The 26085-nt window shown below is 59.4% G+C and carries 18 protein-coding genes; 5 read left to right on the top strand and 13 right to left on the bottom strand.

Translation table 11 applies throughout. The annotated features are described in order from the left end of the window. Positions 1-50: 50 nt before the first annotated feature. The 3 genes from FEV16_RS06530 to FEV16_RS06520 form a co-directional block, all read right to left on the bottom strand. Positions 51-1268, bottom strand: a complete 1218-nt coding sequence (locus FEV16_RS06530) for a heparan-alpha-glucosaminide N-acetyltransferase domain-containing protein (protein WP_246657202.1) — start codon at positions 1266-1268, stop codon at positions 51-53. Continuing rightward, on the bottom strand, positions 1226-1954 hold the full coding sequence (locus FEV16_RS06525) for a cytochrome c biogenesis protein CcdA (RefSeq protein WP_138166826.1): 729 nt from the start codon (positions 1952-1954) through the stop codon (positions 1226-1228). Before FEV16_RS06525 ends, FEV16_RS06530 begins: the two co-directional genes overlap by 43 nt. Before the next feature lie 117 nt (positions 1955-2071). After that, on the bottom strand, positions 2072-2839 hold the full coding sequence (locus tag FEV16_RS06520) for a Bax inhibitor-1/YccA family protein (RefSeq protein ID WP_138166825.1): 768 nt from the start codon (positions 2837-2839) through the stop codon (positions 2072-2074). Between the two features lie 460 nt (positions 2840-3299). Here FEV16_RS06520 and FEV16_RS06515 point away from each other — a divergent pair, with 460 nt between their 5' ends. Then, the gene (locus FEV16_RS06515) at positions 3300-4052 is read left to right on the top strand and encodes a hypothetical protein (RefSeq protein ID WP_138166824.1); all 753 of its coding nucleotides are present in this window, start codon (positions 3300-3302) and stop codon (positions 4050-4052) included. A 77-nt stretch (positions 4053-4129) separates the two neighbouring features. On the opposite strand, the gene FEV16_RS06510 is transcribed toward FEV16_RS06515, so the two are convergent. Then, positions 4130-4933, bottom strand: a complete 804-nt coding sequence (locus FEV16_RS06510) for a lytic murein transglycosylase (protein ID WP_138166823.1) — start codon at positions 4931-4933, stop codon at positions 4130-4132. Between the two features lie 1608 nt (positions 4934-6541). On the opposite strand from FEV16_RS06510, the gene FEV16_RS06505 reads away from it, so the two are divergent. Beyond that, positions 6542-7921: a tryptophanase gene (locus FEV16_RS06505; RefSeq protein ID WP_138166822.1), complete on the top strand. Its 1380-nt coding sequence runs from the start codon at positions 6542-6544 to the stop codon at positions 7919-7921. Between the two features lie 403 nt (positions 7922-8324). Here the strand turns inward: FEV16_RS06505 and FEV16_RS06495 are convergent, their stop codons facing one another. After that, a complete protein-coding gene (locus FEV16_RS06495; RefSeq protein WP_138166820.1) occupies positions 8325-9152 on the bottom strand; it encodes an SAM-dependent methyltransferase in 828 nt (275 codons plus the stop codon). Positions 9153-9504: 352 nt separating this feature from the next. Between FEV16_RS06495 and FEV16_RS17145 the strand changes: the two genes are divergently transcribed. Beyond that, positions 9505-12018: a GAF domain-containing protein gene (locus FEV16_RS17145; protein ID WP_246657201.1), complete on the top strand. Its 2514-nt coding sequence runs from the start codon at positions 9505-9507 to the stop codon at positions 12016-12018. Between the two features lie 601 nt (positions 12019-12619). Here FEV16_RS17145 and FEV16_RS06480 read toward each other — a convergent pair. From FEV16_RS06480 to FEV16_RS06445, 8 genes are all read right to left on the bottom strand, one after another. After that, positions 12620-14374, bottom strand: a complete 1755-nt coding sequence (locus FEV16_RS06480; protein ID WP_138166819.1) for a porin — start codon at positions 14372-14374, stop codon at positions 12620-12622. A gap of 262 nt (positions 14375-14636) precedes the next feature. After that, on the bottom strand, positions 14637-15152 hold the full coding sequence (locus FEV16_RS06475) for an NADH-quinone oxidoreductase subunit B family protein (protein WP_138166818.1): 516 nt from the start codon (positions 15150-15152) through the stop codon (positions 14637-14639). A gap of 8 nt (positions 15153-15160) precedes the next feature. After that, the gene (locus FEV16_RS06470) at positions 15161-16678 is read right to left on the bottom strand and encodes an NADH-quinone oxidoreductase subunit C (protein WP_171015145.1); all 1518 of its coding nucleotides are present in this window, start codon (positions 16676-16678) and stop codon (positions 15161-15163) included. A 17-nt stretch (positions 16679-16695) separates the two neighbouring features. Beyond that, positions 16696-18144, bottom strand: a complete 1449-nt coding sequence (locus tag FEV16_RS06465; RefSeq protein WP_138166816.1) for a hydrogenase 4 subunit F — start codon at positions 18142-18144, stop codon at positions 16696-16698. Then, on the bottom strand, positions 18141-18803 hold the full coding sequence (locus tag FEV16_RS06460; RefSeq protein ID WP_138166815.1) for a hydrogenase-4 component E: 663 nt from the start codon (positions 18801-18803) through the stop codon (positions 18141-18143). The genes FEV16_RS06465 and FEV16_RS06460 overlap by 4 nt, the downstream gene beginning before the upstream one ends. Beyond that, positions 18803-19756: an NADH-quinone oxidoreductase subunit H gene (locus FEV16_RS06455; RefSeq protein ID WP_138166814.1), complete on the bottom strand. Its 954-nt coding sequence runs from the start codon at positions 19754-19756 to the stop codon at positions 18803-18805. Before FEV16_RS06455 ends, FEV16_RS06460 begins: the two co-directional genes overlap by 1 nt. Next, entirely contained in the window at positions 19753-21750 is a 1998-nt protein-coding gene (hyfB, locus tag FEV16_RS06450) for a hydrogenase 4 subunit B (RefSeq protein WP_138166813.1), read from the bottom strand. Before hyfB ends, FEV16_RS06455 begins: the two co-directional genes overlap by 4 nt. 58 nt (positions 21751-21808) lie before the next feature. Beyond that, positions 21809-23455, bottom strand: coding sequence for a SulP family inorganic anion transporter (locus tag FEV16_RS06445; protein WP_138166869.1), 1647 nt, complete (start codon positions 23453-23455; stop codon positions 21809-21811). Positions 23456-23927: 472 nt separating this feature from the next. Here FEV16_RS06445 and FEV16_RS06440 point away from each other — a divergent pair, with 472 nt between their 5' ends. Further along, positions 23928-24647 carry a response regulator transcription factor gene (locus FEV16_RS06440; protein WP_138166812.1) on the top strand — a complete coding sequence of 240 codons (720 nt, stop codon included), beginning with the start codon at positions 23928-23930 and terminating at the stop codon, positions 24645-24647. Beyond that, positions 24644-26083 carry an ATP-binding protein gene (locus FEV16_RS06435; protein ID WP_138166811.1) on the top strand — a complete coding sequence of 480 codons (1440 nt, stop codon included), beginning with the start codon at positions 24644-24646 and terminating at the stop codon, positions 26081-26083. Before FEV16_RS06440 ends, FEV16_RS06435 begins: the two co-directional genes overlap by 4 nt. The last annotated feature ends 2 nt before the right edge of the window (positions 26084-26085 follow it).

The raw sequence follows: 26085 nt of genomic DNA, 5'->3' as shown, positions 1-26085 counted from the left end.
GCGTCGAAACCTTAATCGCGACCCCATGCGGCAATATGCCGCGACGGCGGTCAAAGATAGCTCAGCCACCAGAGATCGCGACGCTGCCGCTTAATGCGCGCGAACCAGCGACAAAGTGGGTAAAGCGCCAATACAATCAAGGCCCAAGCGGCGTATGCGCCTGCGAGCCCAGCGCCGAAGTCGGGTGGAGGGCCTCCGGCTTTCGCGAAGCGCGCGATGTCAGCCAGCGAATAGCCTCCCGCCATAGCGAAGGCCAGCGCCGCTGCAACGTCAACATAGAGATGCAGGACATAGAAAAACAGCGGCGTGCGACCGAAGACCGTTAACGCGGACCCGACCCAACCCTTCGCCCATTCCAGCGCGGGCAGCGCCAACGCCGCGCCCCCAAGCGTCACCAGAAGATAAAGAAGCGACGGCGGATATTTTGTGACGTTGAGGAAAGAGAGCAGAGTGAATGTCGCATCGTTCTGCGCGTTCCAAGGACGCGGATCTCCGTAAAGGTTCGAGAGACGCAACAAGGCGAAAAGCGCCAGCGCGGCGCCGCCGACAAAATAAAGCGTGCGGTCGCGCCGCGGCGCCGGCTCCAGGAACAGCGGACCGATCCCGTAGCCGATAGCCGCGACTCCGATCCACGGAAGCGCGGGATAGTATACGCCACCTGGCGCGCCGAGCGGCAGTTTGCCGGGCTCATGCAACAGGCTCCACCAGGGCCCGAAGGCGCCAAGTTCGGCGGCGTGAATTCCGTCGAGGAGGTTATGGCCGAAGACGATCGCGACTCCGAAAAGAAGCGCGGTCCGCGGCGAAAAGCGCGAGAGCGCCGCGAGCGCCAACAATCCGCAGCCGATAGCCCAGAGCGTCCCAAGTCCTATGCGTCCGGAGCCCATGGTCCAGATCGGACTTATGACGACGGCTTCCAGAAAGATCAGCCACAAGCCGCGAACGGCGAGAAATCGCGACAGCGCCGCAGCGTCTTTGACTTTCACGCCATAGAGATAGGCGCCCACGCCCGCAAGCAGGGTGAAAGTCGGCGCGCAAAAATGCGTGATGAAGCGCGTGAAGAAGAGAAAGGGATAGGTGTGATCGAGATCTGTCGGCGAGAAGCGTATTGCGTCTGCGTCGAAGAAATCGCGCATGTGGTCGAGCGCCATGAGAACCATAACGAGTCCGCGCAGCCGGTCGATCTCCGGCAGCCGATGCTCGTCATAGAGCGGGTTTTGCGGCGCTTCTATCCGAGCTTGGCGAGGCCCGGAAACAGCTCCAGTAGCCAATAGGACATCTCCTGCACGCCACCCGTGAGGAATGCGACGCCGGTGAAGACGAGCAGCGCGCCGACGACCTTTTCGACCTTGCCGAAATGGCGCCTAAAACGCGCGACGAAGGCGAGGAAACGGCTGAGCGCCAGTCCAGCGCCGATGAAGGGAAGGCCCAATCCGAGCGAATAGGTCGCGAGCAGGGCGGCCCCTAGCGGCACGGTCTCTTGCGTTCCCGCGACTGCAAGGATCGCGGCGAGGATCGGCCCGATGCACGGCGTCCAGCCGAAGGCGAAAGCAAGCCCCATGACGTAGGAGCCGAAAAGTCCCATCGGCTTCGTAATCTCGGCGCGCTTCTCGCGATAGAGCAGGCTAACCTTCAGCAGGCCGATGAAGTGCAGCCCCATCAAAATGATGATCGCGCCGGCGACCCAGGACAGAATGTGAAGGTTGGCGCGCAGCACGGCGCCGAACGCGCTGGCCGTCGCGCCGAGCGCGACGAAAACCGTCGTGAAGCCAAAAACGAACAGGATGGACGAGAGGAGAATGTCGCGCCGCGCCGCGGAGCGCGTTTCGATCTCGAGGTCCTCCATGCTGACGCCGGCGAGATAGGTCAGATAGGGCGGCACCAGAGGCAGCACGCAGGGAGAAAGGAAAGACAGTAGTCCCGCCGCCGCAGCCGCCGGGAACGTGACATTCGCCATTAAGGATCCTCTGCCATATTGCTTGCAGCCTTGTGCCACAGGCGAGCCGGCGCGCAAAGGTTCGCGGACAAGAAAAAGCCCCGCCGCAGCGGGGCTTTTATCGGGTTTCGCAGACTTTTAGTCGTTGCGCTGGCCGAAGAGGAACAGCAGCGACTGGAACATGTTGATGAAGTCCAGATAGAGGGAGAGCGCGCCAAATACGCTCTTCTTCTGGGCGACTTCATAGCCGTCGCCCGCGTAATACATGTCCTTGATGTTCTGCGTGTCCCAGGCGGTCAGGCCGGCGAAGACCAGAACCGCAATGATCGACAGCGCGAACTGCAGACCGGTCGACTGCAGAAACAGATTGACGAGGCCGGCGATCACCAGGCCCCAGACGCCCATCACGAGGAATGAGCCGAAGGCCGAAAGATCGCGCTGGGTCATGTAACCATAGAGACTCAGCCCGCCGAATGCGGCCGCCGTGATAAAGAAGATGCGCGCGACTGAAACGCCGGTGAAGACGAGCAGAAGCGACGACATCGACAAGCCCATCACCGCCGCAAAAGCGATGAAGAGATTGCGGGCGGTCGCGGCCGAAATCGTGTTCGCGCGGGCGCCGATGAAGAAAACGAACGCCAGCGGCGACAGAATCACCACCCAGCGCAGGGGCGTCGTGTAGAGCATCTGGCCGAAGGGGGTCAGCGCGATGGCGCCCGGAGCCGTCTTGGCCACCGCGAGCATGTAAGTGCCGAGCGCGACGAGTCCCGTCACGCCCAGGCCAAGCGTCATATAATTGTATACGCCGAGCATATAGGCGCGCAGGCCTTGGTCGATCTCAGCCGTTGTCGGCCGCGCGACCCCGCGCCCGTAGCCGAAGCTGGTGTTGCGGTCGAAGTTGGACATGTGATCCTCTTTAAGTCTGGGTGGCTGGCCGCGCCTTAGATAAATCCGCGCGCTCTCCAGCCTCGCGGTGAATATGGCTCCGCCTCAATTGAGTGGCAAGTTGGCGCGAATGAACTCTTGTTAAGGTGAGCTCAAAGGCGATCCGGTCCTTTCGAAGGACATTTTTTCTGATCTCGGTCAAGTCTATTGCGCGCTGCAAAATCTCATCGCCGGCGTCCAGGCTTTTGCGGCTTATGGCGCTCCGGAGTTTCCGCGCTCAGGAGGCGCGTCAATATTGCGCAGCGCGGCATAGCGACTGATCGTCGCACCCTTGCTGACCGATTGGAATCCGCTAACATCAAGTCTCAGCGTCATCAAGACGTCTCTCTCAAGCGTAAGCTTGACTGGTATGCTTTGTGCGGCGCAAAGCAATATTCTGAGAGTCGCGTGTTCTTGTCACACGAAGACCCAGGAGGTCATCATGCGTGATGGTGGAAACCCGGACGCGCATCCCACGCCGCGGGCGGGAGAAGACCGCTTCAGTTTGGGAGATTTTCGCCGTTTGGCCAAGGGCTTTCGCATTGCTCTGCTTTCTGCCGCGGCCGTCATCGCGGCTTTCGCCGTCGGCGCGCCCGCTCCCGCCGAGGCGCATGGACGTCTGGGCGCGGCGGAAGGCCGATGCCGGCTCTTCATCGGCCCAGATATCATGAACTTCACCGGCTATCTGCCGGAAGCGTCCAAAAACGAGTTCTGCGAGGACATTCCTGCGACGGGGCCCATGATCATGGTGCTCGACGCGGAGCAGGACGAGCTGCGCGACATGAAGATCGAACTGCGCATCGTCAAGGATATCGGGGGCGAAGAGAGGGAGAACGAGAATCTCCAGGCTGTCACCGTCGCTTACCGAGAGCCCAAGAGCTACCCGACAGGCACGATCAACTTTGAGCATACTTTCGACGAACCGGGTTATTTCGTCGGCATCGTCACGGTCACCGGAGATCACGGCGAGCGCTGGGTCTCGCGCTTTCCCTTCTCGGTGGGAAAGAGCTTCATGCGCGACCTGCCGATTTATCTGACCCTCGGGCTCGGGACGGTCGCCGCCTTCGTGATCTATCTCGTCCATCGCCGTCGAGAGACGGTTGCGGTCAAAGCTCACAAGCCGCCGCCGCCTCCGCCTCCGCCGCCGACCACGCCCGACGAAGATCACGGGCCGGAGGCGACTCCGGCGGAATAGGCTGAGCGCGCTTCGCGCCACTTACATCATGCGCCGGCGTCAATCGCGCCGGCGTGTTTTGCTGTTCACGCCGGCTCTCACTGCTCGGCCGCCGCGCCGCCGCCGTCGATCTGGCGACCAATCTGCGCAATCGCGCGTTGATAAACCGTGGCGGCGTTCCACGCCTGGATCGCGCCAAAATTGCTTTCGCCCGGCTGATAGCCGCCGCCGGCGCGCCAGCCATGGGCGTGAAGGAAATTCGCCGTTGCGTTGAGCGCCGCGGCTGAGTTGTCGAGATTGCCCCCGCCGCCGTAGTTGAGGATATTTCTTGGCAGAAACTGGGTATGGCCGATTTCGCCATGCATTGAGCCGCGAGCATTCGGCGCTAGCGCGCCGCGATCGACCAAGGTGAGCGCGGCATAAAGCTGATCGGTGAAATAGTCGGAGCGTCGACAGTCATAGGCGAGCGTGGCCACGGCCGACAGCGCGTGCTGATTGCCATGCACGGCGCCAAAGCCCGTCTCCATGCCCCAAATCGCGAGCAGCGGTCCCGGCGGCACGCCGTAGCGCTGCTCGATCTGGGCGAAGAGACCCCCATAGGACCGCTTGAGGGTGCGGCCTCGCGCCACGATGGCCGGGCCCCCGCGTTTAGCCAAGAACTGGTCGAGCGACAGGTGAAAGCTTTTTTGGCCGCGATCGGCAGAAATTGTCGGGGCGTTGTAATGCGTGCTCATCAAGGCGCTGATGCCGGCCTGACCTATGCCTTGGGCGCGCGCCTCTTGTGCAAATTCCTGTTTCCAATTCTCAAAACCCGCCGCCGAGCGTCCGCATTGGGCGGCCATCGCCGCATGCGTGATTCCAGCAAGCGCGAGCGAAAGCGAAACTTTGAGGGCAATGCGCATAGCTGTTTTCCCCTTTTTCATTTTTTGAACGCGCCGCCACGAGCCTACCGCGCAACGCCAACGAGGGACTTCGATCAGGCTTTGGCTTTGCGGCGCTTCAAATCCTCTCATATGTCCGCTCTAGCGAGAGCTTACCCCGAAGCGGCGTTTGTGCGCCACCATCGCGTAAAGCCTCAAGCGTCCCCTTCCGCGTTGCGTTATGCCCCGCATGTCGTTTCAGAATCTCATTTTGGGCCGTCGTTGACGAATAGCGTCAGTCGGCTAGCATCGTTCCGTTGCAAACCTCATGAGTTTTCGGCGAAGAACTGCGCCATCATACGTGGGCGAAAGAACACGGTGAGTGGGGATGCGTTTGGGAGAGATTCTCGAAAGCGATTGGACGCTTGGCGCCATTAAACGTCGCGAGGAGGAGCGGCTAAGGCGCGAGCGCGCGTCGTCGCCAGGCGGCGTCGAAGGCGTTGCAACACGTGGCGTTCGCGACTTATCGGGCGACAATTGGGTTGCCGAGGCATTCCGGCGACGACAAGACGAAGAGCGCGCAAGAGCGCGCCAACAATCGGCCGGCGGCGAGCGTGCGCATTCGGCGAGCAAAGAAACCCCCGTCGACAATTGGCTCATCGAGGGATTCAAACGTCACCAGGAAGACGAGCGGCGAAAGGACATCAGCTCGAAACCGGACGAAGGCGGCGAAGTCATTTCGGCTTCGGATGATCATGTTGCTGCCGCCGATTATAGAGCTTCGGCTTTGAGTTCAGTTGCTCTCGTCAGTCGCAGCGACACGATAGCCCCGAAGAAAGGGTCGCGCCGCGGTTGGATAGTCCTCGTCGCCGCTTTGCTTATCGTTGGCGGTCTCCTCTCCGTCATCGGCTTGAAAACTGCGCTTTGGAGCCCGGCGAGCGCGCCCAAGCCCGTCGGTCGAGGAGATGCGCCAGGCTCGACGCCAGCGCGCAAACTAAAGGACTCGAGGACAAATACGCCGAGCGCGCCAGTAAGGGCTGGCGAGGGCGAAACAAAGCAGAAGGTCCCATCGGAGGTCTCTAAGCAGAACGCCATTGCGCCTAACGTTCAGCAGCAAAGCGAGACTGGTTCGCCCACGCCTGAGCAGGGCAAGCTTCCCCAACAAAATCAGGCTGCGCCCGCGGCTCCTGCGCCGGCGCCTACTCAACCGACCGCAGCGGAACCGGCGTCGCCCCCGAAGTCAGAAAAGAATCTGAATGCGGAGCCTGCGTCTGTCGGCCCGGAAAAATCGACCGGGCGGGTTCCCCCTGGGCAAGAGCAAAGCGCTCCTGACTCAAAGTCGCGGCCAGTCCAAACGAATGTCGGCGAGAAATCGAAGGAGAAAGGCGTCGCAGGCCGTCACCCTCCGCAAAAGGCCAATGGCTTTTCGGCTTTTCTGAAGCGAACCGCAAATTCTGTTCGCAGATTTTTCGGACGGCTTGGGCAGTAAATTCTCGCAATCACTGGCGTAGAGCCATCACTCGTGGAAGAGGCGAGGCGCTCGCAGACTCTCACGAAATGAATCATCGAAGGCTCAATTGGACCCGTCGCGCCACGTTACCCATTTGAGTAAGCGTCAGGCCTTCACACGGCCTCAACGCGAGCATTTCCGTGAGAACGATTATCGAGCCGTTTCGCATCAAGATGACCGAGGCGTTGCCGATCACCACGCGCAGCGCGCGCGAAGCGTTCCTCGCTAAAGCATTTAACAACGTCTTCCTTCTCGACGCCGACCACGTCACCATCGACTTGCTGACCGACAGCGGCACGGGCGCGATGTCCGACCGCCAATGGGCGGCTCTGATGCTTGGCGACGAAAGCTATGCGGGCAGTCGCTCCTGGCGCCGCTTCGAGCAAACCGTGCGTGAGATCACCGGTTTCAAACATATTTTCCCGACGCATCAGGGCCGCGCGGCGGAGCGCATTTTGGCTGCGACGCGTCTGAAAAAGGGGAACGTCGTGCCGAACAACGGTCATTTCGACACGACGCGGGCAAACATCGAATATGTCGGCGCCGTTGCGACGGATTTGCCTTCGACCGCAGCGCGCGATCTGCATTCAGAGAAGCTGTTCAAGGGGAACATGGACCATGACAGGCTGGCGCAATTGATCAAAGGCGAAGGCACCGCGAACATTCCATTTTGCATGATTACCGTGACGAACAACACCGGTGGAGGCCAACCGGTCTCGATGGAAAATATTCGGCGCGTCAAGGAACTGCTGAAGGCCCATAATATTCCGCTGATCATCGACGCCTGCCGTTTTGCGGAAAATGCATTTTTCATAAAGGAGCGCGAGCAAAGCTTCGCTGATCGCACTCTCCTTGAAATTGCGCAGGAGATGTTTTCATTCGCCGATGGCGCGACGATGAGCGCCAAGAAGGATGGTCTGGCGAATATCGGAGGCTTTCTCGCCTGCAACAATGACCGTTGGGCCGACGACTTCCGTAACCTGCTTATCTTGACCGAAGGATTTCCCACTTATGGCGGTCTCGCCGGCCGTGATCTCGAAGCGATCTCCGTCGGCCTTATGGAGGCGTTGGAGCATGACTATCAGCGCTATCGTCACGCGACCGTCGAATATTTGGCGTCAGCGCTGATCGCTCGTGGCATACCCATCGTCCGTCCGGCGGGCGGTCACGCCATATTCATCGACGCGGCCGCGTTCTGCCCGCACCTCAGCGCAAGCGACTATCCCGGCATCGGGCTCGTCAACGCGCTTTATCTCGAGGGCGGCGTGCGCGCTGTCGAGCTCGGCAGCGTGATGTTCGGAAGACCTGCGCCGGACGGCGGCAGGGAAGTCGCAGCGCCGCACGAATTGGTGCGGTTGGCGTTCCCCCGGCGCGTCTATACGCAAAGCCATTTCGACTATTTGATCGAAGTGCTCGACGTCATTTGGCGCCAGCGCGCGTCAATCAAAGCTTACCGAATTACCGAACAAGCGCCGTTCTTGAGACATTTCACTGCGCATTACGAAGAGGCCAACGCCTGAGCGAGCTAGAGGCCCGGGCGAGCAAATCAGCCTCTTTTAAGCAGTTGAGGAAGGGCCGCCTTGAGCGGCCTGAAATTGTACGAGCTCCCTCGCCGAATATTGGTTTCTTGTCTCGCAGTTGGGGCACGTCACGCTGAACGTCGCTGGTCCAGATAATTCCAGAGCTCCTGTCCCTGTCGGGTCGCTTAGAATAGCGAAGTGCTGGCGGCACCGTTTGCACGCGAACCCTATGTACCAACCTCCCGGAATAAGCGCCTGCAACGCGGTGACTTCATAGTCGCCAGTGAATTGAATGCCTTGGGGCATAGAGCGTCTCCTAACCAACGCGTTTGTTATTGATGTAGCGCCGAGAGCTTCCGCGACGATCCCCTGCTGCGTTCGCGCTCATCCTCCTGCGGCCGCATTACGAAGCTCCATTGTGAACCGTGCAAAGCGAATAATAGTCATAAAGAGGAGACGCCAACGGCTGAGCCGGCCAGAAGTTTCGATGGAGATCGGCGATGGTGACGCAATCCAGCACTTTCGCGCCGCATCGAGCGGCAAGTTCTGCAAGATTGTCGATGCCGTAGGTCCAAGGCGCCCCCATCGCGGCGAATCTTCCGACGACATCGGTGATTTCGGGATCGCCGGTTTCGTTTCTGATCACGTTGTCGGCGAAATAGTCGAAGGACGTCGAGCAGCTCGCAATCCTGCCCATCAGGTCTGACAGAATGTGGCAGACGGCCGCATCTTCCAAATACATCGTATTTCCCTCCCATATGACATGTGTGGGAAGGCCAAAATCAAATCCGTTCCGTCTTAGGAGATTGAGCATTCCATCCGTCACATAATCGGCCCCGATATATGTGGTGTTGGGGTCGATATCGTTTTCTTCGAGTTTCGCTTTCTTGAAGGCCTGAGTTGTCGGCGCGTCGATTTCGAAATAGGCGACGTCACGGTCAGGAAAACGTTGCGGCCTTGTGTCGAGGCCGGCGCCAAGTATGAGTATCTGTCGGCGCCCTTGCTTGATCTGCAGACGAAGCTGGTCATCAAAATAGCGGGTTCTCAGTCGCACATTATTCCTTATCGGCGGAAATGAGCGGGAGATGCGATCCGCGGCTATTTTCGATTCCCGATCAAGGAACAAGGGAACGAAAGGATCGCGATAGAGCGGATGGGCTTCCTTGTTTTCGTCGTTGCGGAACTCGGCGACGACAAAAGCGGTGCCGACCACCTTTTGGATTTCGGTCATGGGGCTCGATCGAACTTCTACACGCCAGATGAAACGCGTTGGTCGGTTAAGGCTAACGCAATTGGTGTGAAACGCTAGTCACGCATTGCGAGAATATCCATCCGCTCCATCAGCATGGTTTCCAATTGCAAGATTTTAAAATGAGCGTTGCGGCAGCGGGCGCCTGAAACTGACGGCATTTTGGCGAGGATTCGCTGTTTCAGGGGTCGCTTCACGGGGTAGAGATCGACCGACTAGCGTCGCCGAGACAGTGACGCAGCCAAACGGCGGAGTCTTTGCAGGTCGCGAAGCCCGCAAAACCTTAACAACCTCACACATTTTGGGGTTTCTCGAGCGACGAGGCGCGTTAACTTTGGAAAAGTTTAATGTCGAATTGGGGTTGGCAGGCATGTCAATCGAGACCGACATTTCCGCCGATGCGAAATCGGTCCTTGAGTCTGTGGATATGCCGATGTTGGCGCTCGATTCCCAGCTCACGGTCGAGTTCGCCAACGATGCTTTTCTGCGTCAATTTCGCCTGACGCGGGAGCAAACGCTGGGGCGGAATGTCTTTGAGCTTGACGCTGGCCAGTGGAACATCCCCGAGCTACGGCGCCGGCTCGATAAAATTCTTGAGCAGGAAGCCTCAGTTGAGGAATTCCGCGTCGAGCATGCATTCGAAAGCATCGGCCTTCGAACCGTGTTGGTCAACGGGCGCCAACTCGATCATCTTAACCTGATCGTTCTCGCCATACGCGATGTCACTGAGCAACGGGCGCGCGACGCAAAGCGCCACGAACGCGAAGCTCGGCAAAATATGCTGATTGAACTGAATGATCGTTTACGCCAGCTTGCGGATCCACTCGTGATTCAGGCAGTCGCAAGTGAAATTCTGGGCAAGCATCTTGGAGCCGGACAGGCGACTTATGCAGAGATTGATGAGGCCTGCGAATACGCCATCGTCGAGCGCGATTGGAACGACGGCACATTGCCCAGCAATGTCGGGCGTCATCGTCTCATGAATTTCGGCGAGGCTATCGTCGCCGACATCAAATGCGGAAGGACGATCGCCATAGGAGACGTTCGTGAAGACCCGAGAACGGCGTCGCCCGTGACTTTGCGCGCCTTCGGAAGCCTGTCGATTTCCGCATTGTTGACGGTGCCCTTGATCAAAGACGATCGACTTGTGGCGGTGCTTGCAGTTCATTCTTGCACGCCGCGAACATGGAGCACGGCTCAGGTGGCCGCTGCAGAGGACGTTGCCGAGCGAACCTGGTCGGCGATCGCGCGGGCTCGCGCAGAGAGAGCGCTGCTTGGAAGCGAAAAGCGCCTCGCGCTGGAGCTCGAAGACGCGCGTCTGTTGCAGGACATCAGCACAAGACTAAGGGGAGACCAAACGGCGCAGTCACTATGCGCCCAGGTCGTTGCGGCGGCGAGAGCGCTCATGCGGTCGGACGCGGCGAGCATCCAGGAGTACCACCCCGAAAACAAAAAACTCAAGCTGCTCGCCCACGTCGGTTTACACCCAGAGTCAGCCGTCTTCTGGGAATGGGTCGACGCAGGCGACGCCAGCGCGTATGGCCGGGCGCTGATGGTGAACGAAAGGATCATTGCGCCTGAAATAGAAGGTCTCGATGCAGATCCGCCAGACGTCGAAGCCTATCGTCGTTCCGGCGTCGTCGCCGTTCAATCGACCCCTCTGGTTTCGAGGAATAAGCGAATCGTCGGCATGCTTTCCACGCATTGGCGACGGCGCTGGAAGCCTTCTGACCGCGATATCGGGCGGTTCGACGTGCTGGCGAGATTGGCGGCCGATCTCATCGAGCGCAGTCAGGCAGCTGCTGCGCTACGGGACAGTGAGGCGCGCTACCGGCTATTGTTTAATTCGATCGATGAAAGCTTCACCGTCGTGGAGCCGCTCTACGAGGAAGGTCGAGCTCTCGATTACCGTTTCGTAGAGGTTAACCCGGCGTTCGAGACGATTACGGGATTGAAGAACGCCATTGGGCGAACTGGCCGCGAGCTCGTGCCGAGTTTGGAAAGGGAGTGGATCGACGCGATCGGCAGAGTTGCGGCGACCGGGAACGCCGAACGCGTAATACGTAGAGCGCGAGCGCTGGGCAAGATCTATGACGCCTTTATCTTCCGTATCGATGGAGCGGATAGCGGACGAGTCGCGATTTTATCGAGGGATGTGACTGAGCGCGTTCGAGCGGAGGAAGAACGGATTCTCCTCGTGCGGGAGCTCAATCATCGCTCTAAAAACTTACTGAGCATCGTGCTAGCCATCGCGCGCGCCGCAGGCAATCAGGGAAGCGACTTCGAGGAGAAGTTTCAAGAGCGCATCTTGTCTCTTTCGGCGAACCAGGATCTGCTTGTCGCCAACGATTGGCAAGGCGTGTCGCTGAGCGATCTTGTGCGTTCGCAGTTGGCGCATCTGGAAGACCTGATCGACGGTCGCATCACGGTCAAAGGTTCGTCGCTCATCATCTCGGCCGCGGCGTCGCAATCGTTCAGCATGGCGCTGCATGAACTGGCGACGAACGCCGTCAAATATGGCGCGTTGTCTAACGACGACGGCCGCGTTGAGGTCGATTGGGGAATCCAAAGACACGACGGCGAAGGGCGGCGCTTCACGATGCGTTGGCGCGAGACGGACGGCCCGCCGGTGACGCCGCCCGAGCGAACCGGCTTTGGTTCTACAGTCATTCGCGACATGATCAGACTGAACTTGAGGGGCGATGCAAAGCTCAATTACGACAACTCAGGCGTTGTCTGGGAGTTCGACTGTCCGATCGAGAACGTGCTGGAGGGTGGCGAAGGCTCGGATTCGCCCGCCGAACCGCAGATCGCCGCTCCAGCGGCATCCGTGCAGCCAAATCTTTGAGGGGGGATGCGCCGCCCACATGCGTTGGCGGGTAACGGCTACTTCGTTTGGGCCCCGCTTGGCGGTTGGCGAGCAAATGCGTCTATCAGCTCAGCAAGCGCCAGCGACTTCATCACGACCGAAACGACCTTCAATGGGCGAAGGCTGGGCCATCGATATCCACCGTCACCCCCCGAGGAGCCCCGCATGGAGCAGGATCGCCGGCAGAGCAGCGGGCAGTCCGAGGCAAGAGTCGTAAGCGCCTGTAGTTGAATTACCTACGTTCGCTTTGGCTCGCGGCGGCGGCGACCGAGTTGCGCGAGAGTCGCGGACGCGGATGGGTTAACCAGCCGCCAGAGTAGGGCAGCGCGTCCTCACTAAAAGGCCGGGTGTCGAGATTCTGAAGAAGCGTCCTGATGGCGTGTCTTCTTCGCTGAAGTTTTCTCGTGGTCATTTTGAATCTCCTCTTTAGAGACGGACCACCGAACAACCGTTCGCAAGCGTCATCCTAACAACACCTAAAATCAAGCTCTGTTCCGATCTTCGCCGACGAATTTCGGCGAGCGTTGCAAATTTGTCGCGCCGCTGCTGTGCGGCGCCACACATATTGGTTGGCGATGTCTTACCAGTAAACCTGCGCGCGGGCCTCGAAGAGATCGGGATGAGCGCCATTGAAATAGGGGCCCTGTCGCGCAGGAACGCCGGTGGCGAAGAGCGCATAGTCATTGAGCGGCGCAGAAGCTTGCAGCACATGAACCCAATTGAACTGGAAGTGGAATCCGTTTTCAGGATACCAATTAATTCCCAAAGTGACGTTCTGCTGGCGCCCGCCGACGACGCCTGCATTGGCGATATAAGAAGCCGCGAAAGGATTAGGCGCGATGAGCGTCGTATAGGCGAGCATGTTGTAGAGGCCTGAGCCGGAATAAGGCCCGCTGTTGAGATTGAGCGCGCTGTAGCGCGCCGCAAGGCCCACGGCGCCGAAGCCCCCCGTGCTTACCGGATTTTTGATTGCGATCTGATTGAAGTTCGCGCCGATCTTGTTCGTCACGTCATATGCGGCCGCGCGTTCCTCGCCGGTCAAATACCATTGGCCATAGACATAAAAGCCGCTGAAATAATGCGAGGCGCCGCCCGGCGCGAAAACGCCTGCGAGGCGCGCGAGCGCGATGTTTGTCGAGTTGCGGTTGACCTGCTGACCCAAATATTCCGCTTGCAGCGAGAATGGTCCGTGGGCCGCGGAGAGTTCTACGCCGAAAGATTCGACGTTATTGACGCAGTGCGCTGCAGCAGCGGCCGTCCATCCTGGCAGAGCGACGGCGCCGCAGGAGAGGTCAGGCGTTCCGAGCAGCCCTTGATTGAGAATATAGGCTTCCGAGCGAATGCGGTTGCCGATCCGCAAGACGCGATCGTCTGACAATCCCGTCGCGCTGTTTGGCTGGTGAAACCGGCCGGATACGCCGACATGCAGGAGATCATGCTGAGTCATGATCGGCGCATAGGTCATTCGGCCGGTGAATTCGAAATACTGTCCGCCGCCCGTTGGAAACCATCCGGCTCTCGCTGGGATGCCTATGAACGGCGGCGTGCCGACGGCGGGGTTTGTGTTCAGATCTTCGAAGCTCGTCGAAAAGACGCCGCCCTTTGCGCTCCAATTGTCGCCATAGGCGCCGATCGCCGCGCCAAGGTGTCGACTCGGCGCAATGGCTTCGACCGCCATCGCGCGTTCGATGAAGTCTCGGAAACGCGAGGAAGCCGTGAACTCCAAACTGAAGGGCTCGAAATAACTGCCGATATGGATAAATGCGGGGTCCTTCGTGAAGGGCAACGCCAGAATGGGGTGTTGTACGCCAAGATAGAAATCGCGAATGCCGCCTTGCACCGGCGCATTAAAGGGCGTGCCATATTGCGAGCCCGCGAAATCATATTGCAGTTTATAAAACCAGTATTGTGCGGCCTTGCCTTCAACCTCCAGACGCACCTGGCGAACGCCGGCCTGGTCTGACCAGCCATTGAGCGGTTGCGCCGTTCCGCCGCCGTCGAACTGCATGCGTCCGCCGATCTTGAAATTATACGCCTTATCCGCGCTTTCGACGAAAAGGCCGTTTCTGAACGAAACGAAGACTGGCGGAGGCGGGGGTGGCGCGCCGACTTGCGCCGCCTCGGCTTTCGCGGCGCTGCTCTGCGCGGCGTGAGCGGCCTGCTGCGCATCCGCTTTGGCTTGTCGAGCCTCGCGTCGCAATTTTGATATCTCCGCCTCGAGCGCGCGCAACCTTGCCTCGATGGCGTCACTTGAGGCCGCGTTCGCGGCAGGGGCGAAAAAAATTGCGACAAGACCGCCTGCCGCGACGCCTTTTTTCCAACGAACCAAATTCATGGCTAGCCTCGCTCGCGTCTCGATTCGGACTGGACGGCGTTACGCTGCGCGTCGCGAATCAAGACAGCCGGATCCTTGCGTTGAACGCGATCGCACTGGCGAAGCGTTCAACGCTGTTTTGTTCTAGCCAAGTTTTCGTGCGGAGGTTTTGCCTGAATTTATCCGTTGCGCGCTAATGTTGCTCGCGCATTTCTCAAAATCGGCGCCGCTGTGTTCGAAACGGCGCGGCGTCGATATTTGCTTACCGTCCTCGCCGGATCATTCATTCCATATTCTCAACGAAGGCGATCAGCCCTTTCAGCAGCGTCGTCGGATCGGGCGGGCAGCCACGGATATGGAGATCGACTGGAACGACGCTCGCCACCGCGCCAACGCATGCGTAGCTCTCACAAAAAACCCCGCCGTCAAAGGCGCAGTCGCCCACTGCGATCACCCATTTCGGGTCTGGCGTCGCGGCGTAAGTGCGCTCAAGCGCTTCGCGCATGTTCTTCGTCACCGGACCGGTGACGAGCAAAACATCGGCATGACGCGGCGACGCGACGAAGCGCATGCCGAATCTCTCGAGATCATAATAGGCATTGTTGAGCGCGTGAATTTCGAGTTCGCAGCCATTGCAAGAGCCCGCGTCGACTTCGCGGATCGAAAGACTGCGTCCGAGTTTCTGTCGCGCCGTGCGTCCCAGCGTGTAGCCAAGCTCCGCCATCGACGCCGCATCGGGCGTGGGAGCCCGTTCGGTCAACGCTCTTCGTAGCAAGCCCTGGAGCAAGAATTTCTGCATCGCGCGTCCTAGAGGTCGTGCCCGGAGTAGGAACAGTTGAAGGATTTGTTGCAGAGCGGGAAGTCGGCGACGATGTTGTCCTTGATCGCCGCTTCGAGCAGCGGCCACTGGAACCAAGACGGATCACGCAAGTGACAGCGCTGCACCACGCCATCTGCGCGGATGCGAAGCCAGACAAATATGTCGCCGCGGAATCCTTCAACGAGGGCCGCGCCTTCGCGCGTCCAGTCTTCCGGAAGCGCCCAAGCGGCGATGATCGGACCTTCCGGCGCTCCGTCGAGAATCTGCCTGACGATTTGCAGTGACGCTCTGATCTCGTCGAAACGGACCCAAACGCGGGCGTCCACATCGCATTCCTTTGAGGCGCCGATCTCAAACGCAAATTGTGGATAGGGGGCGTAACCGATCGCCTTGCGCGCGTCGAACTCCCGGCCGGAGGCGCGTCCGACATAGCCGCCACACGCATACTGCTTTGCGAGGGATTCGCTGACGACGCCAGTTCCGACGGTGCGATCCTGCAGCGACGTTGTGTCGCCGAAGAGCGCAATCAGCCGCGGAGTCATCAGCTCGATCCACTCGATGAGCGCATAAAGCCCCGCGACTTTCTCCCGCTCGAGATCGACGAGAACGCCGCCAGGCGCGATGCGATCCATCATCAGCCGGTGTCCGAAACAGCTTGCCGCTTCTCTCAAAATGCGTTCGCGCACAAGACCGCATTGCGCATGCATCAATGCGAAGGCCGCGTCGTTGCATATGGCGCCGACATCGCCGAAATGATTGGCGAGCCGTTCGAGTTCAGCCATCAAGGCGCGTAGATAGGCAGCGCGCGGCGGAACATTGACGTCAAAGGCAGCCTCAACCGCCTGCGCAAAGGCGAGGCTGTAGGCGACCGTGCTGTCGCCAGAAACGCGCGCCGCGATCTGCGCAGCGCGCTCGATCGAGGCGCCGCTCATCAACTGGTCTATGCCCTTGTGCACGAATCCGAGCCGCTCCTCGAGACGAATCACAGTTTCGCCGTTCGCGGAGAAGCGGAAATGGCCCGGCTCGATAATGCCGGCGTGCACGGGCCCGACCGGTATCTGGTGAAAAGGTTCGCCTTCTACCGGAAGAAATTCGTAAGGATCACAGGTGGAATTGATTTTTTCCTGCGCGCCACAGGGTTGACGAATTCCCCAGCGCCCGTGGTCGAGCCAAGGACGATGGTCGGGCGCGCCTTCGGACTTTAAACCGTAGAGATCGCATATTGCGCGTTCAAGCCTCGACGCCGGGATGTGAAGTCGTGCGACAGAAGGAAAAGCGCCGTCCGGACATTCCAAGCTGAGAATGCGCAGGCGCGGCTCTCGTTGTTCGAGCACGGCCATATGAACGCTCGAACCTTCGCCCCAAAGACTGAGCAGCTCGCGTTCGCCTTTCGCGAGACTCTCGGCAAAGGCAAGCCAGCCCGTTCTATCGACAATCTCGCGCGGCCAGGGCAGGCAGGTCGGCTGCGACGACTGAGGCGCCGTTTGTTTGCTGGCGAAGTTCATTTCTTCATCCTTCGTGCTCAACCCAAGAGGCGCGCGACGTTCTGGAACCAGGCCACCAGGTGAGACGGCAAATAGAGACCGGCGAGCAGCACAAGCGAAAGATGCGCATAGAGCGGCAACATCGAAGCCTTCACTTCGCCTGCATCCCGGCTCGGCTCGCCGAACGCCATTCCGGTGAGTCGCAGCAGCAAGGCGCCGAAGGCGAGAAGGAGACCGAAAACCAGCGGAATCGCGAGGAGCGGCTGGCGTGCGAAGGTCGAGCTCACGACCAGAAATTCGCTCATGAAGATGCCGAGGGGCGGTAAGCCGATGATCGCCACGACTCCGGCAACGAGGGTCCAGCCGAGCGCCGGCTGGCTCTGCGTCAGTCCCCTGATCTCAGCGATCTTCTGCGTTCCCTTGGCCTGCGCGATATGGCCGACGGAGAAAAAGATCGCGGACTTTGTCAGGCTATGCATGGTCATATGCAGCAGACCGGCGAAATTGGCGAGGGGGCCGCCCATGCCGAAGGCGAAGGCGATGATGCCCATGTGCTCGATGGAGGAGTAAGCGAAGAGCCGTTTGATGTCGTCACGGCGGTAGAGCATGAAAGCCGCCATGATGAGCGAGGCGAGGCCGAGGGTGATCATCAGCGGCCCCGGCGTGATCGCCGCCGCATTGGCGGTCAGCAGCATCTTGAACCGCAGCACCGCATAAAGCGCGACATTGAGGAGAAGGCCCGACAAAACTGCCGAGATCGGCGTCGGGCCTTCCGCGTGCGCATCTGGAAGCCAGGCGTGCATCGGCGCCAAGCCGACTTTCGTGCCGTAGCCGAGCATCAAGAAGACAAAGGCGACGTTGAGCATGCGGGGATCGAACCGCGACGCCTGCTGCATCAGCGTCTTCCAAACCATGGCGTCGTAGCCCTGACCCAGCACGGGCTCAGCCGCCATGTAAATGAGGATCGTTCCGAAGAGCGCCAGCGCAATGCCAACGCTGCCGAGGATGAAATATTTCCAGGCGGCTTCAAGCGCATGCGGCGTGCGGTAGATGCCGACCATCAAGACGGTGGTCAGGGTGGCGACTTCGACCGCGACCCACATGAGGCCGATGTTGCTCGCAAGCAGCGCCAGATTCATCGCGCCCATCAGCGACTGATACATCGCGTGGTAGAAGCGCACGTTCGCTGGGGTCAGGCGGCCAGTTTCAATCTCGTGGTCGATATAGCTCGCGCTGTAGACGCTCGTGGTGAAACCAATGAAGGTCGAGAGAACGACGAAGACGATGTTGAGATCGTCGACGAAGAGATAATCGCTGCTCTCAGGCTCAACAATTAAAAGAACAAGCGCGAAAAGAAATGTCGCGCCGGAGGCGCAGACATTGATGATCGCCGATCGGCGGTATTCGGGTTCGAGCGCGACCGCAATGGCCGCCGCGGCGGGAATGCCAATAAGCGCGTTCGAGACCATGAAGAGATTGGAGCTCATGAGCGCCCTCCGCGCACGCGATCGAGTTCGAAAAGATCGACGTTGTCAAATCGTTCGCGAATGCGGAACAGGAAGATCCCGATCACGATGAAGGCGATCAGGATCGAGAAAGCGACGCTGATCTCGACGACGAGCGGCATGCCATGCGCGCCCGCGGCGGCGAGAATCAACCCGTTTTCGAGCGACATGAAGCCGATGATCTGGCTGACCGCGTTACGTCGCGTCACCATCATCAACAGACCCAGCAGCACGATCGCCAGAGCGAAGGCGATATCTTCCCGCGCCAGCGGGTCCGCAGAGGCCGTCGCCGGCAGCATCACGACCAGAGACAGCGCCGTGAGGAATATGCCGATGAGCATGGTGACCCCGACGCCGCCGACGACTTCAACGGTACGATGGATGCGCAGTCGTTCGATGATGCGGCGAAGACTGAAGGGTATGATGACGGCCTTGAAAATCACTGCAATCCCCGCCGTTACATAGAGGTGCGGCGCATCCTGATAATATGCCTGCCAAGCGACCGACAGCGACAGAACGACGGCGTGCAGAGTGTAGATATTGATGAGCCCTGACAGCCGGTCCTGGTAGAGCAGCATGAAACTCGTCAGCACCAGCGCGCCGGCGAGCACATGGGCGATGTCGATTGTCAGAAGGTCCATCAGAGATTCCTTGTCACAAAAACAAGCAATGTCGCGAGGAGACCGAGCATCAGCCCAGCGCCGAGAAAGTCGGGCACGCGGAAGACGCGCATCTTGGCTGTGGAAGTCTCGAACAGCGCGAGTGCGCCGCCGCCGATCGCAAGCTTTAGGATGTATGCGCCCAGACCGATGGCCATCGTGTGCAGGTCCGCATCATGCGTGGCGAGGCCAACAGGGAAGAAGACGCAGGCAATCAGCGAGATATAAAGGAGCAGCTTGAGCGCCGAAGCGAGTTCGATAAGCGCAAGATAGCGTCCCGAATATTCGAGAACCATCGCTTCATGCACCATCGTCAGCTCCAGATGGGTCGCTGGATTGTCGACGGGCACGCGTCCATTCTCTGCGATGGCGACGATGAGCAGACCAACGAGCGCCATGCCGACCGATGCGCGCAACTCCAAATTGGCGGCCATAAAGGCCGCGATTTCTGAAAGCTGCGTGGTTCCGGCGATGTAGGAGACGGTGAAGACGATCATGATCGTGGCCGGCTCCGCCAGCGAGCCGAACATCGCCTCGCGGCTCGAACCAATGCCGCCGAAACTCGTTCCGATGTCCATGCCGGCGAGCGCAAGGAAAAAGCGGGCGCTGCCAAGTAAGGCGATAATGGCGATGAGATCGGCCGACCAGCTGAACATCAGACCTGTGGCGAAAGTGGGCGCGAGCGACGCTGCGACCCAGGTCATCGCGAAAATCAGATAGGGCGCGGAGCGGTAGAGCCACGACGCATTTTCAGCAAGAACAACTTCCTTACGCAGCAGCCTAATGAGGTCGCGCCAGGGCTGAATGATCGGCGGCCCCTTGCGGCGCAGAAGACGCGCCTTCATCTTTCTGATGAAGCCGATGAGCAGCGGCGCCAGCGCAAGCACCAAAAGCATTTGGACGCCCTGCGCCATGAGATCGAAGAGAAAGGTCATATCGCCACCAGGACCAGCAGGAAGACGAGGGCGCCGAAGACGAGCGCGAGATATTCCTGGATCGACAGAAGACCGAGGATGTTCAGTCCGGAGGCGCAGGTTTCAACCGCCCGCGTGAGCGGCGCGTAGAGATAGTCGAAGATTCGATCCTTGATATCGACGCTCAGGCGCGCGGCGCGCATTTCGCCCGGGGCCGGCATGTCGAGACGCTCCCTCACCGAGAAGGCGATGACGCCGAGCGTGCGTCGGATCGGCTGTGCAAAGCTGCTGGCCGTATATTGCGTGGTGGGGCTCTTCTCGATGTAACCGCAGTCCCAAGCCGGCGCGCGCCGCGAGCGTGATGAACCGAATTTGTGGATGACCCATTTCGCCGAATAGGCTGAGAAGAGAATGAAGACGAAGACCAGAAGTCCATTATAGGAACTGCGGCTTTGGGCAATAGGCGCGATCGAGAGCCACGCAAGCTCCGCCTGCGCGGGCATGCGGCCGCCGACAAAGTCCTTCGCCGCCGGTGAAATCGTGTCGATGAGAAGGCTGGGCAGCAGGCCAGCGAGAAGGCAAAGCGCCAGCAAGGCCGCCATCGTTCCGAGAGACCAGCGATCAGGGTCTTGCGCAACGCGCGCGGCTTCGCTGCGCGGGCGGCCAAGGAAAGCGACGCCATAGGCGCGGATATAACAGCCAGCGCCAAGCGCCGCGCTCAGCGCCAGCGCCACGCCGATAGCGGGAACGAGAAGCTTTACGGTCCATTGCGGCAGCGATGGGCTGAGCAGGATCGCTTGAAACACCAGCCATTCGGAAACGAAGCCATTCAGCGGCGGCAAGGCGGAGATGGCGACGCAGCCGCCGAGAAACAGAAACGCCGTTTTTGGCATTGAGTGGATGAGGCCGCCGAGGCGCTCGATGCTTCTTTCGCCGCTCCCGCTCAATACGGCCCCAGCGCCGAAGAACAGGAGGCTCTTAAACAGCGAGTGATTAAAAACGTGGAACAGCGCCGCGGTGAAGGCGAGCGCCGCCGGCAGCGCAAGGCCGTTCGCTTTGAAGGCTAACGCCAGTCCGAGCGCGATGAAGATGATTCCGATATTTTCAATCGTGCTGTAAGCCAGAAGCTTCTTCAAATCGCTCTGTATCGTGGCGAAGAGAACGCCGATCAGCGCGCTCGCCGCGCCAAAGGTCATTGGCTCGACCGACCACCAGAAAGCCGGCGGCCCGAGCAGATCGAAAACCACGCGAATAAAGCCATAGACGGCGACCTTCGTCATGACGCCGCTCATCAGCGCCGAGACGTGGCTCGGCGCCGCAGGATGCGCGAGCGGCAGCCAGATATGCAGAGGCGCGAGTCCGGCTTTGGAGCCCATTCCAACCATGGCGAGGGCGAGAATGAGACCCGATTTCCAGGCCTCCTTCGTGGATTCGCGGATGGAGGCGAAGTCGTAGGCTCCGCCGACGCCTCCGAGCACGCCGAACGCCATCAGCAGCGCGAAACCGCCAAAACTCGCCATCAACAGATAGACGAAACCAGCGCGCCTATTTTCGGCTTCGTGGTGATGCGTCAGCACCAGCGCCCATGACGCAAGCGACATGAACTCCCAAGCGACGAGAAAGGCGAAGGCGTCATCTGCAAGCACGACGACGTTCATGCCTGCGAGAAACGCAGGATAGAACGGTAGAACGCGCATAGGATCTTTCTCATGCGCGCCATAGCCGATCGCATAGGCGCTTGCCGCCGCGCCGCCGAGATTGACCACCGCGAGAAAAAAGGCGCTCAGCACGTCGATACGAAAATGCATGCCGATCCAGGGCAAGCCGAGCGGCAGAGTCGTCGAAACGACGTGGGCGCCTCTCGGCATGACCGCTGCGAGGAAGAGGACGCCGCACAATGCGATGCAAAGACGATAGACATTGCGGCTTATGTCAGGGTTTCGCCTTTGGACGATGGCGTAAACGCTGACGGCGAGCAGCGCGCCGACGCAGATCAGCGCTAAGTAGAGCGGCATGCTTTCACCTTCGAGTCGACCTTATGGTCGTCGGACACGCGTGAGCGAACTTCAGGAACTAGGCGCAGCGCTTTCGCGGCGCCAGAGGATGCTTGGATGTCGCGACGTGCTGATCGAGCCCGCAGATTTCCGCATGCCCGCCATTTGCTTCATAATCCTCGCAGAAGTGATGGAGGTTTTCCATGACCGTATGATCAACGCACCAAGACTCTGAGAGATCAAAGATGACGGTCTTACCCTTCGGGAGCTTCGCAAGATCGCCCTTGAGCGCAAGATAATTGGCGAAGAAGGCGGCGCCGCCAATTTTCACCAGGTAGACGCCGGGCTCGGTCTCCACGATGTCGCGATGCAGTTTGAAGACCTGTTTCCAATTGACGCTGCGCCACACGTGGAACAGGAACTCGGCGACGATGCCGATCGCGACGCCAATCAAGAGATCGGTCGCCAGCACGCCGATGATCGTGATCATGAAAACGGCAAGCTGGTCCCAGCCGATCGCCAGCGTCTTCTTGAACTCGAGCGGAGACGCAAGACGATAGCCGGTAAACACCAGGAGCGCCGCGAGCGAGGCCAGCGGAATCTCGTGAATGACCCTTGGAAAGGCCGCGACGAAGATCAGCAGGAACAATCCGTGGAAGAAGTTCGCCCATCCCGTGCGTGCGCCATTATTCACGTTGGCCGAGCTGCGGACGATTTCGGCGATCATCGGCATACCGCCAATCAAGCCGCAGATGATGTTGCCGACGCCAACCGCGGCGATGTCGCGGTTGAGATCGGAAGTCCGCTTGTAGGGATCAAGCTTATCAACCGCCGCTGCGCTGAGCAAGCTTTCCAGGCTTCCAACGAGACAGATGGCAAAGACCTGTTGCCAGAACACGCCTGTGCCGATCAACGAGAAATTCGGGAAGGCGAAGCCGGACAGAAAGTTCTGCGGGATGGAGACCAGAAACTTTGGCCCGATCGTGAACTCATGATGCGGCAGGAACTGATTGTCCGGCAGGAAGAGATAGATGTGCTCGTCATCGAGATCGAAATATTGCGCGAGCGCCATGCCGACGATCACGACGATGATCGGCGCCGGAATCATTTTTAGGCGGCGGTTCTTCACAACCGCCCAGGCGATCAGGATGAGCAGTCCAAGGCCGCCAATGATCGCGACCTCCGGATTCATATCTCGAATGCTCGCCGGGATCGCGCCAATCGTCGCAAAGAGACTCTGCGCGTCTGGCTTCACGCCGAGCATGACGTGAATCTGCTTGGCCATGATGATGATGCCGATCGCCGCCAGCATGCCATGCACGGCGGAGGACGGGAAAAAGGCGCTCATCTTGCCGGCCTTCATCAGGCCCATCAGCGTCTGGATGACGCTGGCGCACACGATCGCCGCCAAGGTGTAGTGGTAGCCGGCCTTGGCGTCGCCGCCGCCGAGCGCCTGCACCGAGTCGAGAATGACCACGATGAGGCCTGCCGCCGGACCTGTGATGGTCACGAAGGAGCCGTTGATGCGCGAGACGAGCAGGCCCCCAACGATCGCCGTGATGATGCCCGCCTGCGGGGGAAAGCCCGACGCCATCGAAATGCCGAGGCACAGCGGCAGGGCAATGAGAAAGACCAGGAAACCGGACAAGATGTCCGCTCGCCAGTTTTCGACCAATCCGGCGATCCCGCTTTTTGGAATGAAGCGGGTTGAAACCGCCTTGGTCATATCGTGTTGGCTCTTAATCTTGGGGACTGGGCCTTGACCCGTCGGGAGGGAAAGCTGCTCGGCATCGGCCGAGTCTTCACCGCAAGAAGCGCGCCATTCGGCGTGCGCCGGTGAGCCGGAGAGATGGGAGCCATTCGCGTCGACCGCGGCCGCTTCCAAACCATCCGGAAGAGCGTGAGCCTTGCTCTTCATGCTTCGTCCTTGCAACTGATGAGGTTAAGGCAGGATGGGAATTCAGCGCCGGTTTCTCGGCGCGGCAGCACCATAGGACAGCCCATCCGATCGGGTGTTTCTCCATCTTTTCGCAGCGCACAGATTGTTTCCGGTTCCTTTCTGAATTAGGACGCTACTCGGTCAGAAGTCCGAAAGGCGTTCAAACGCCGCGCGCTGAGGCCGATTTTTTGCTGGAAACACTTTAGAAATATTGCCTTATTAATTTGCGCCCACCTCAACGAAAGCGATCGCGCGCCCTTTGACTTCTCCCGTTTCAATCCTGATCGTCGAAGACGACGCCGAAATCGGCGAGTTCATCTCGCTCTATCTCGCGGCGCACGATATCCAAACAAAGGTGGCTTCAAACGCCCAGGAAATGGACGCCGCTTTCGGCGCGGGCGCATATGACCTGCTTATTCTTGATCTCAATCTGCCTGGCGAAGACGGTCTCTCGATCTGTCGACGCGTGCGTTCCGAACGACGCATTCCGATAATTATTCTGACGGCGCAATCCGAGGATATCGATAAGATCTTGGGGCTCGAGTTAGGGGCCGACGATTACATTGTTAAGCCGTTTAATTCGCGCGAACTGCTGGCGCGCATCCGCGCCGTCTTGAGGCGAACCGAGGCCCCGAGCCCCGTCGATGGGCGCACGGTTCGGCAGGCCTATCTTTTCTCAGGTTGGCGCGTCGACGTGCTCGCCCGAGAAGTCGTCGCGCCTTGCGGAATGAAGGTCGCAATGACCGGCGCCGAATTCGATCTGTTGCATGCTTTATGCGAAAATCCGAACCGGGTGTTGACCCGCGAGCAGCTGATCAACATGACACATGGCCCGACATCCGGTCCTTTCGAGCGCAGCATCGACGTCCTGATCAGCCGGCTTCGACAGAAGATAGAGGCGGATCCGAAGAAGCCCGCGTTCATTCAGACGGTGCGCTCCGAAGGCTATATCTTTTCGACGCAGGTGGCCCGCGCATGAAGCCCAGTAGCGTACGATGGCGTTTCCCGCTCAACAAGCTGGCCGTGCAGATCACGCTGCTCATTCTTGTGTCGATCGTCGCCTTCCAAACCATCGTCCTTGGCATGGTTCATGTATTCGGCAGGCGCCACATTGTCGACCAGGGCGACTTTATTGCGGGCATAATCCTGGCGTTGGACGTTGCGCCGCTATCGGAGCGAGCGACGATCGTTTCAGAGCTTTCTCATGCCGTTCCCTACGCCAATATCGAAATCCAAGAGTCGCGGCCTCCGGCGGCGAATGATTCGTCTGGCCGGGACGTCGCCTTCGACAACGAAATCCGCCATATCGATTCCCGTTTGTGGGAAGGCGCAGACGTGTTCGAGGTCGGCAGTCCAGCTCCGGGAGACTACGGCGTCCTCGCTGTCGAATTGCGCAAAGGCGGCTATGCGACCATTTCAATTTCGCAGCATCAGAAATCTCCGGGCTCGATATGGCGGTGGCTTTGGCAACATGCGGAGGATGAACCCTTCATCCTGACTCAGGGCGCGCGAACCGCGCTGTCCTTCATCATATTCACTGCAATCTTCATTTTCTGGGCGTTGAACGCCATCATGGCGCCGCTCCAACGACTTGCGAAATATGCCGAGCAGATTCCAAACGACGTCGATACAAAAACGCCGCTCGCTGAACAAGGTCCGCAGGAAGTTCGCGAGCTGACGCGTTCGCTGAACCGCATGCAGGCGCGCATCAGCAAGATGATCGCCGCGAGAGCTCATGTGCTGGCGGCGGTAAGCCATGACTTGCGAACGATTATCACGCGGCTGAAGCTGAAAACGGAGTTCGTTTCTGATGAGAGCCTCCAGCAGCGCATGATGCGCGACATTGATCTCATGGACGGGATGCTTTTCAAAAATCTTCAATATCTGCGCGCTGAAGGAGACGACAAGTCCGATTGTTCGCTCATTGATCTGGACAGCGTTCTGCAAACGGTCGCGGACGAGTTTTGCGATCTTGGGCACAACGTCACCTATCATGGCGACGGCCATAAAATGATTTTCGGGTCGCTCAGCGACATTCAGCGCATCTTCACTAATCTCGTCGAAAACGCGACGCATCACGCGAAGACCGCGGACATTTTTTTGGCGGAATGTCAGGAGGGATTTCTTCAGATCGACGTCGTCGACGACGGACCAGGGATTTCAGCGGAGGCCAAGCAGACCGCCTTTGAACCTTTCGTTCGCGGACAGCCGGGAAGAACGATCGACCAGCACAGCGGCTTTGGACTCGGGCTATCGATCGTGCGCTCGCTTGTTGAGAACCACGGCGGGTCCGTGTCGTTGCTGGACCGACATCCCAATGGTCTGATCGCGCGCGTTTTGCTGCCGCGCGCGCCGGAAGGTAATGAACAACCTGGCCAGGCCGAGTCCAAAGCGGCGGCTTCAGCGCATTTTTAAAA

The sequence above is a fragment of the Methylocystis sp. B8 genome, assembly GCF_005771425.1.
Lineage (GTDB): Bacteria > Pseudomonadota > Alphaproteobacteria > Rhizobiales > Beijerinckiaceae > Methylocystis.
The sequence above is the reverse complement of the archived record's forward strand: the minus strand, read 5'-3'. Positions and strand labels throughout refer to the sequence as shown.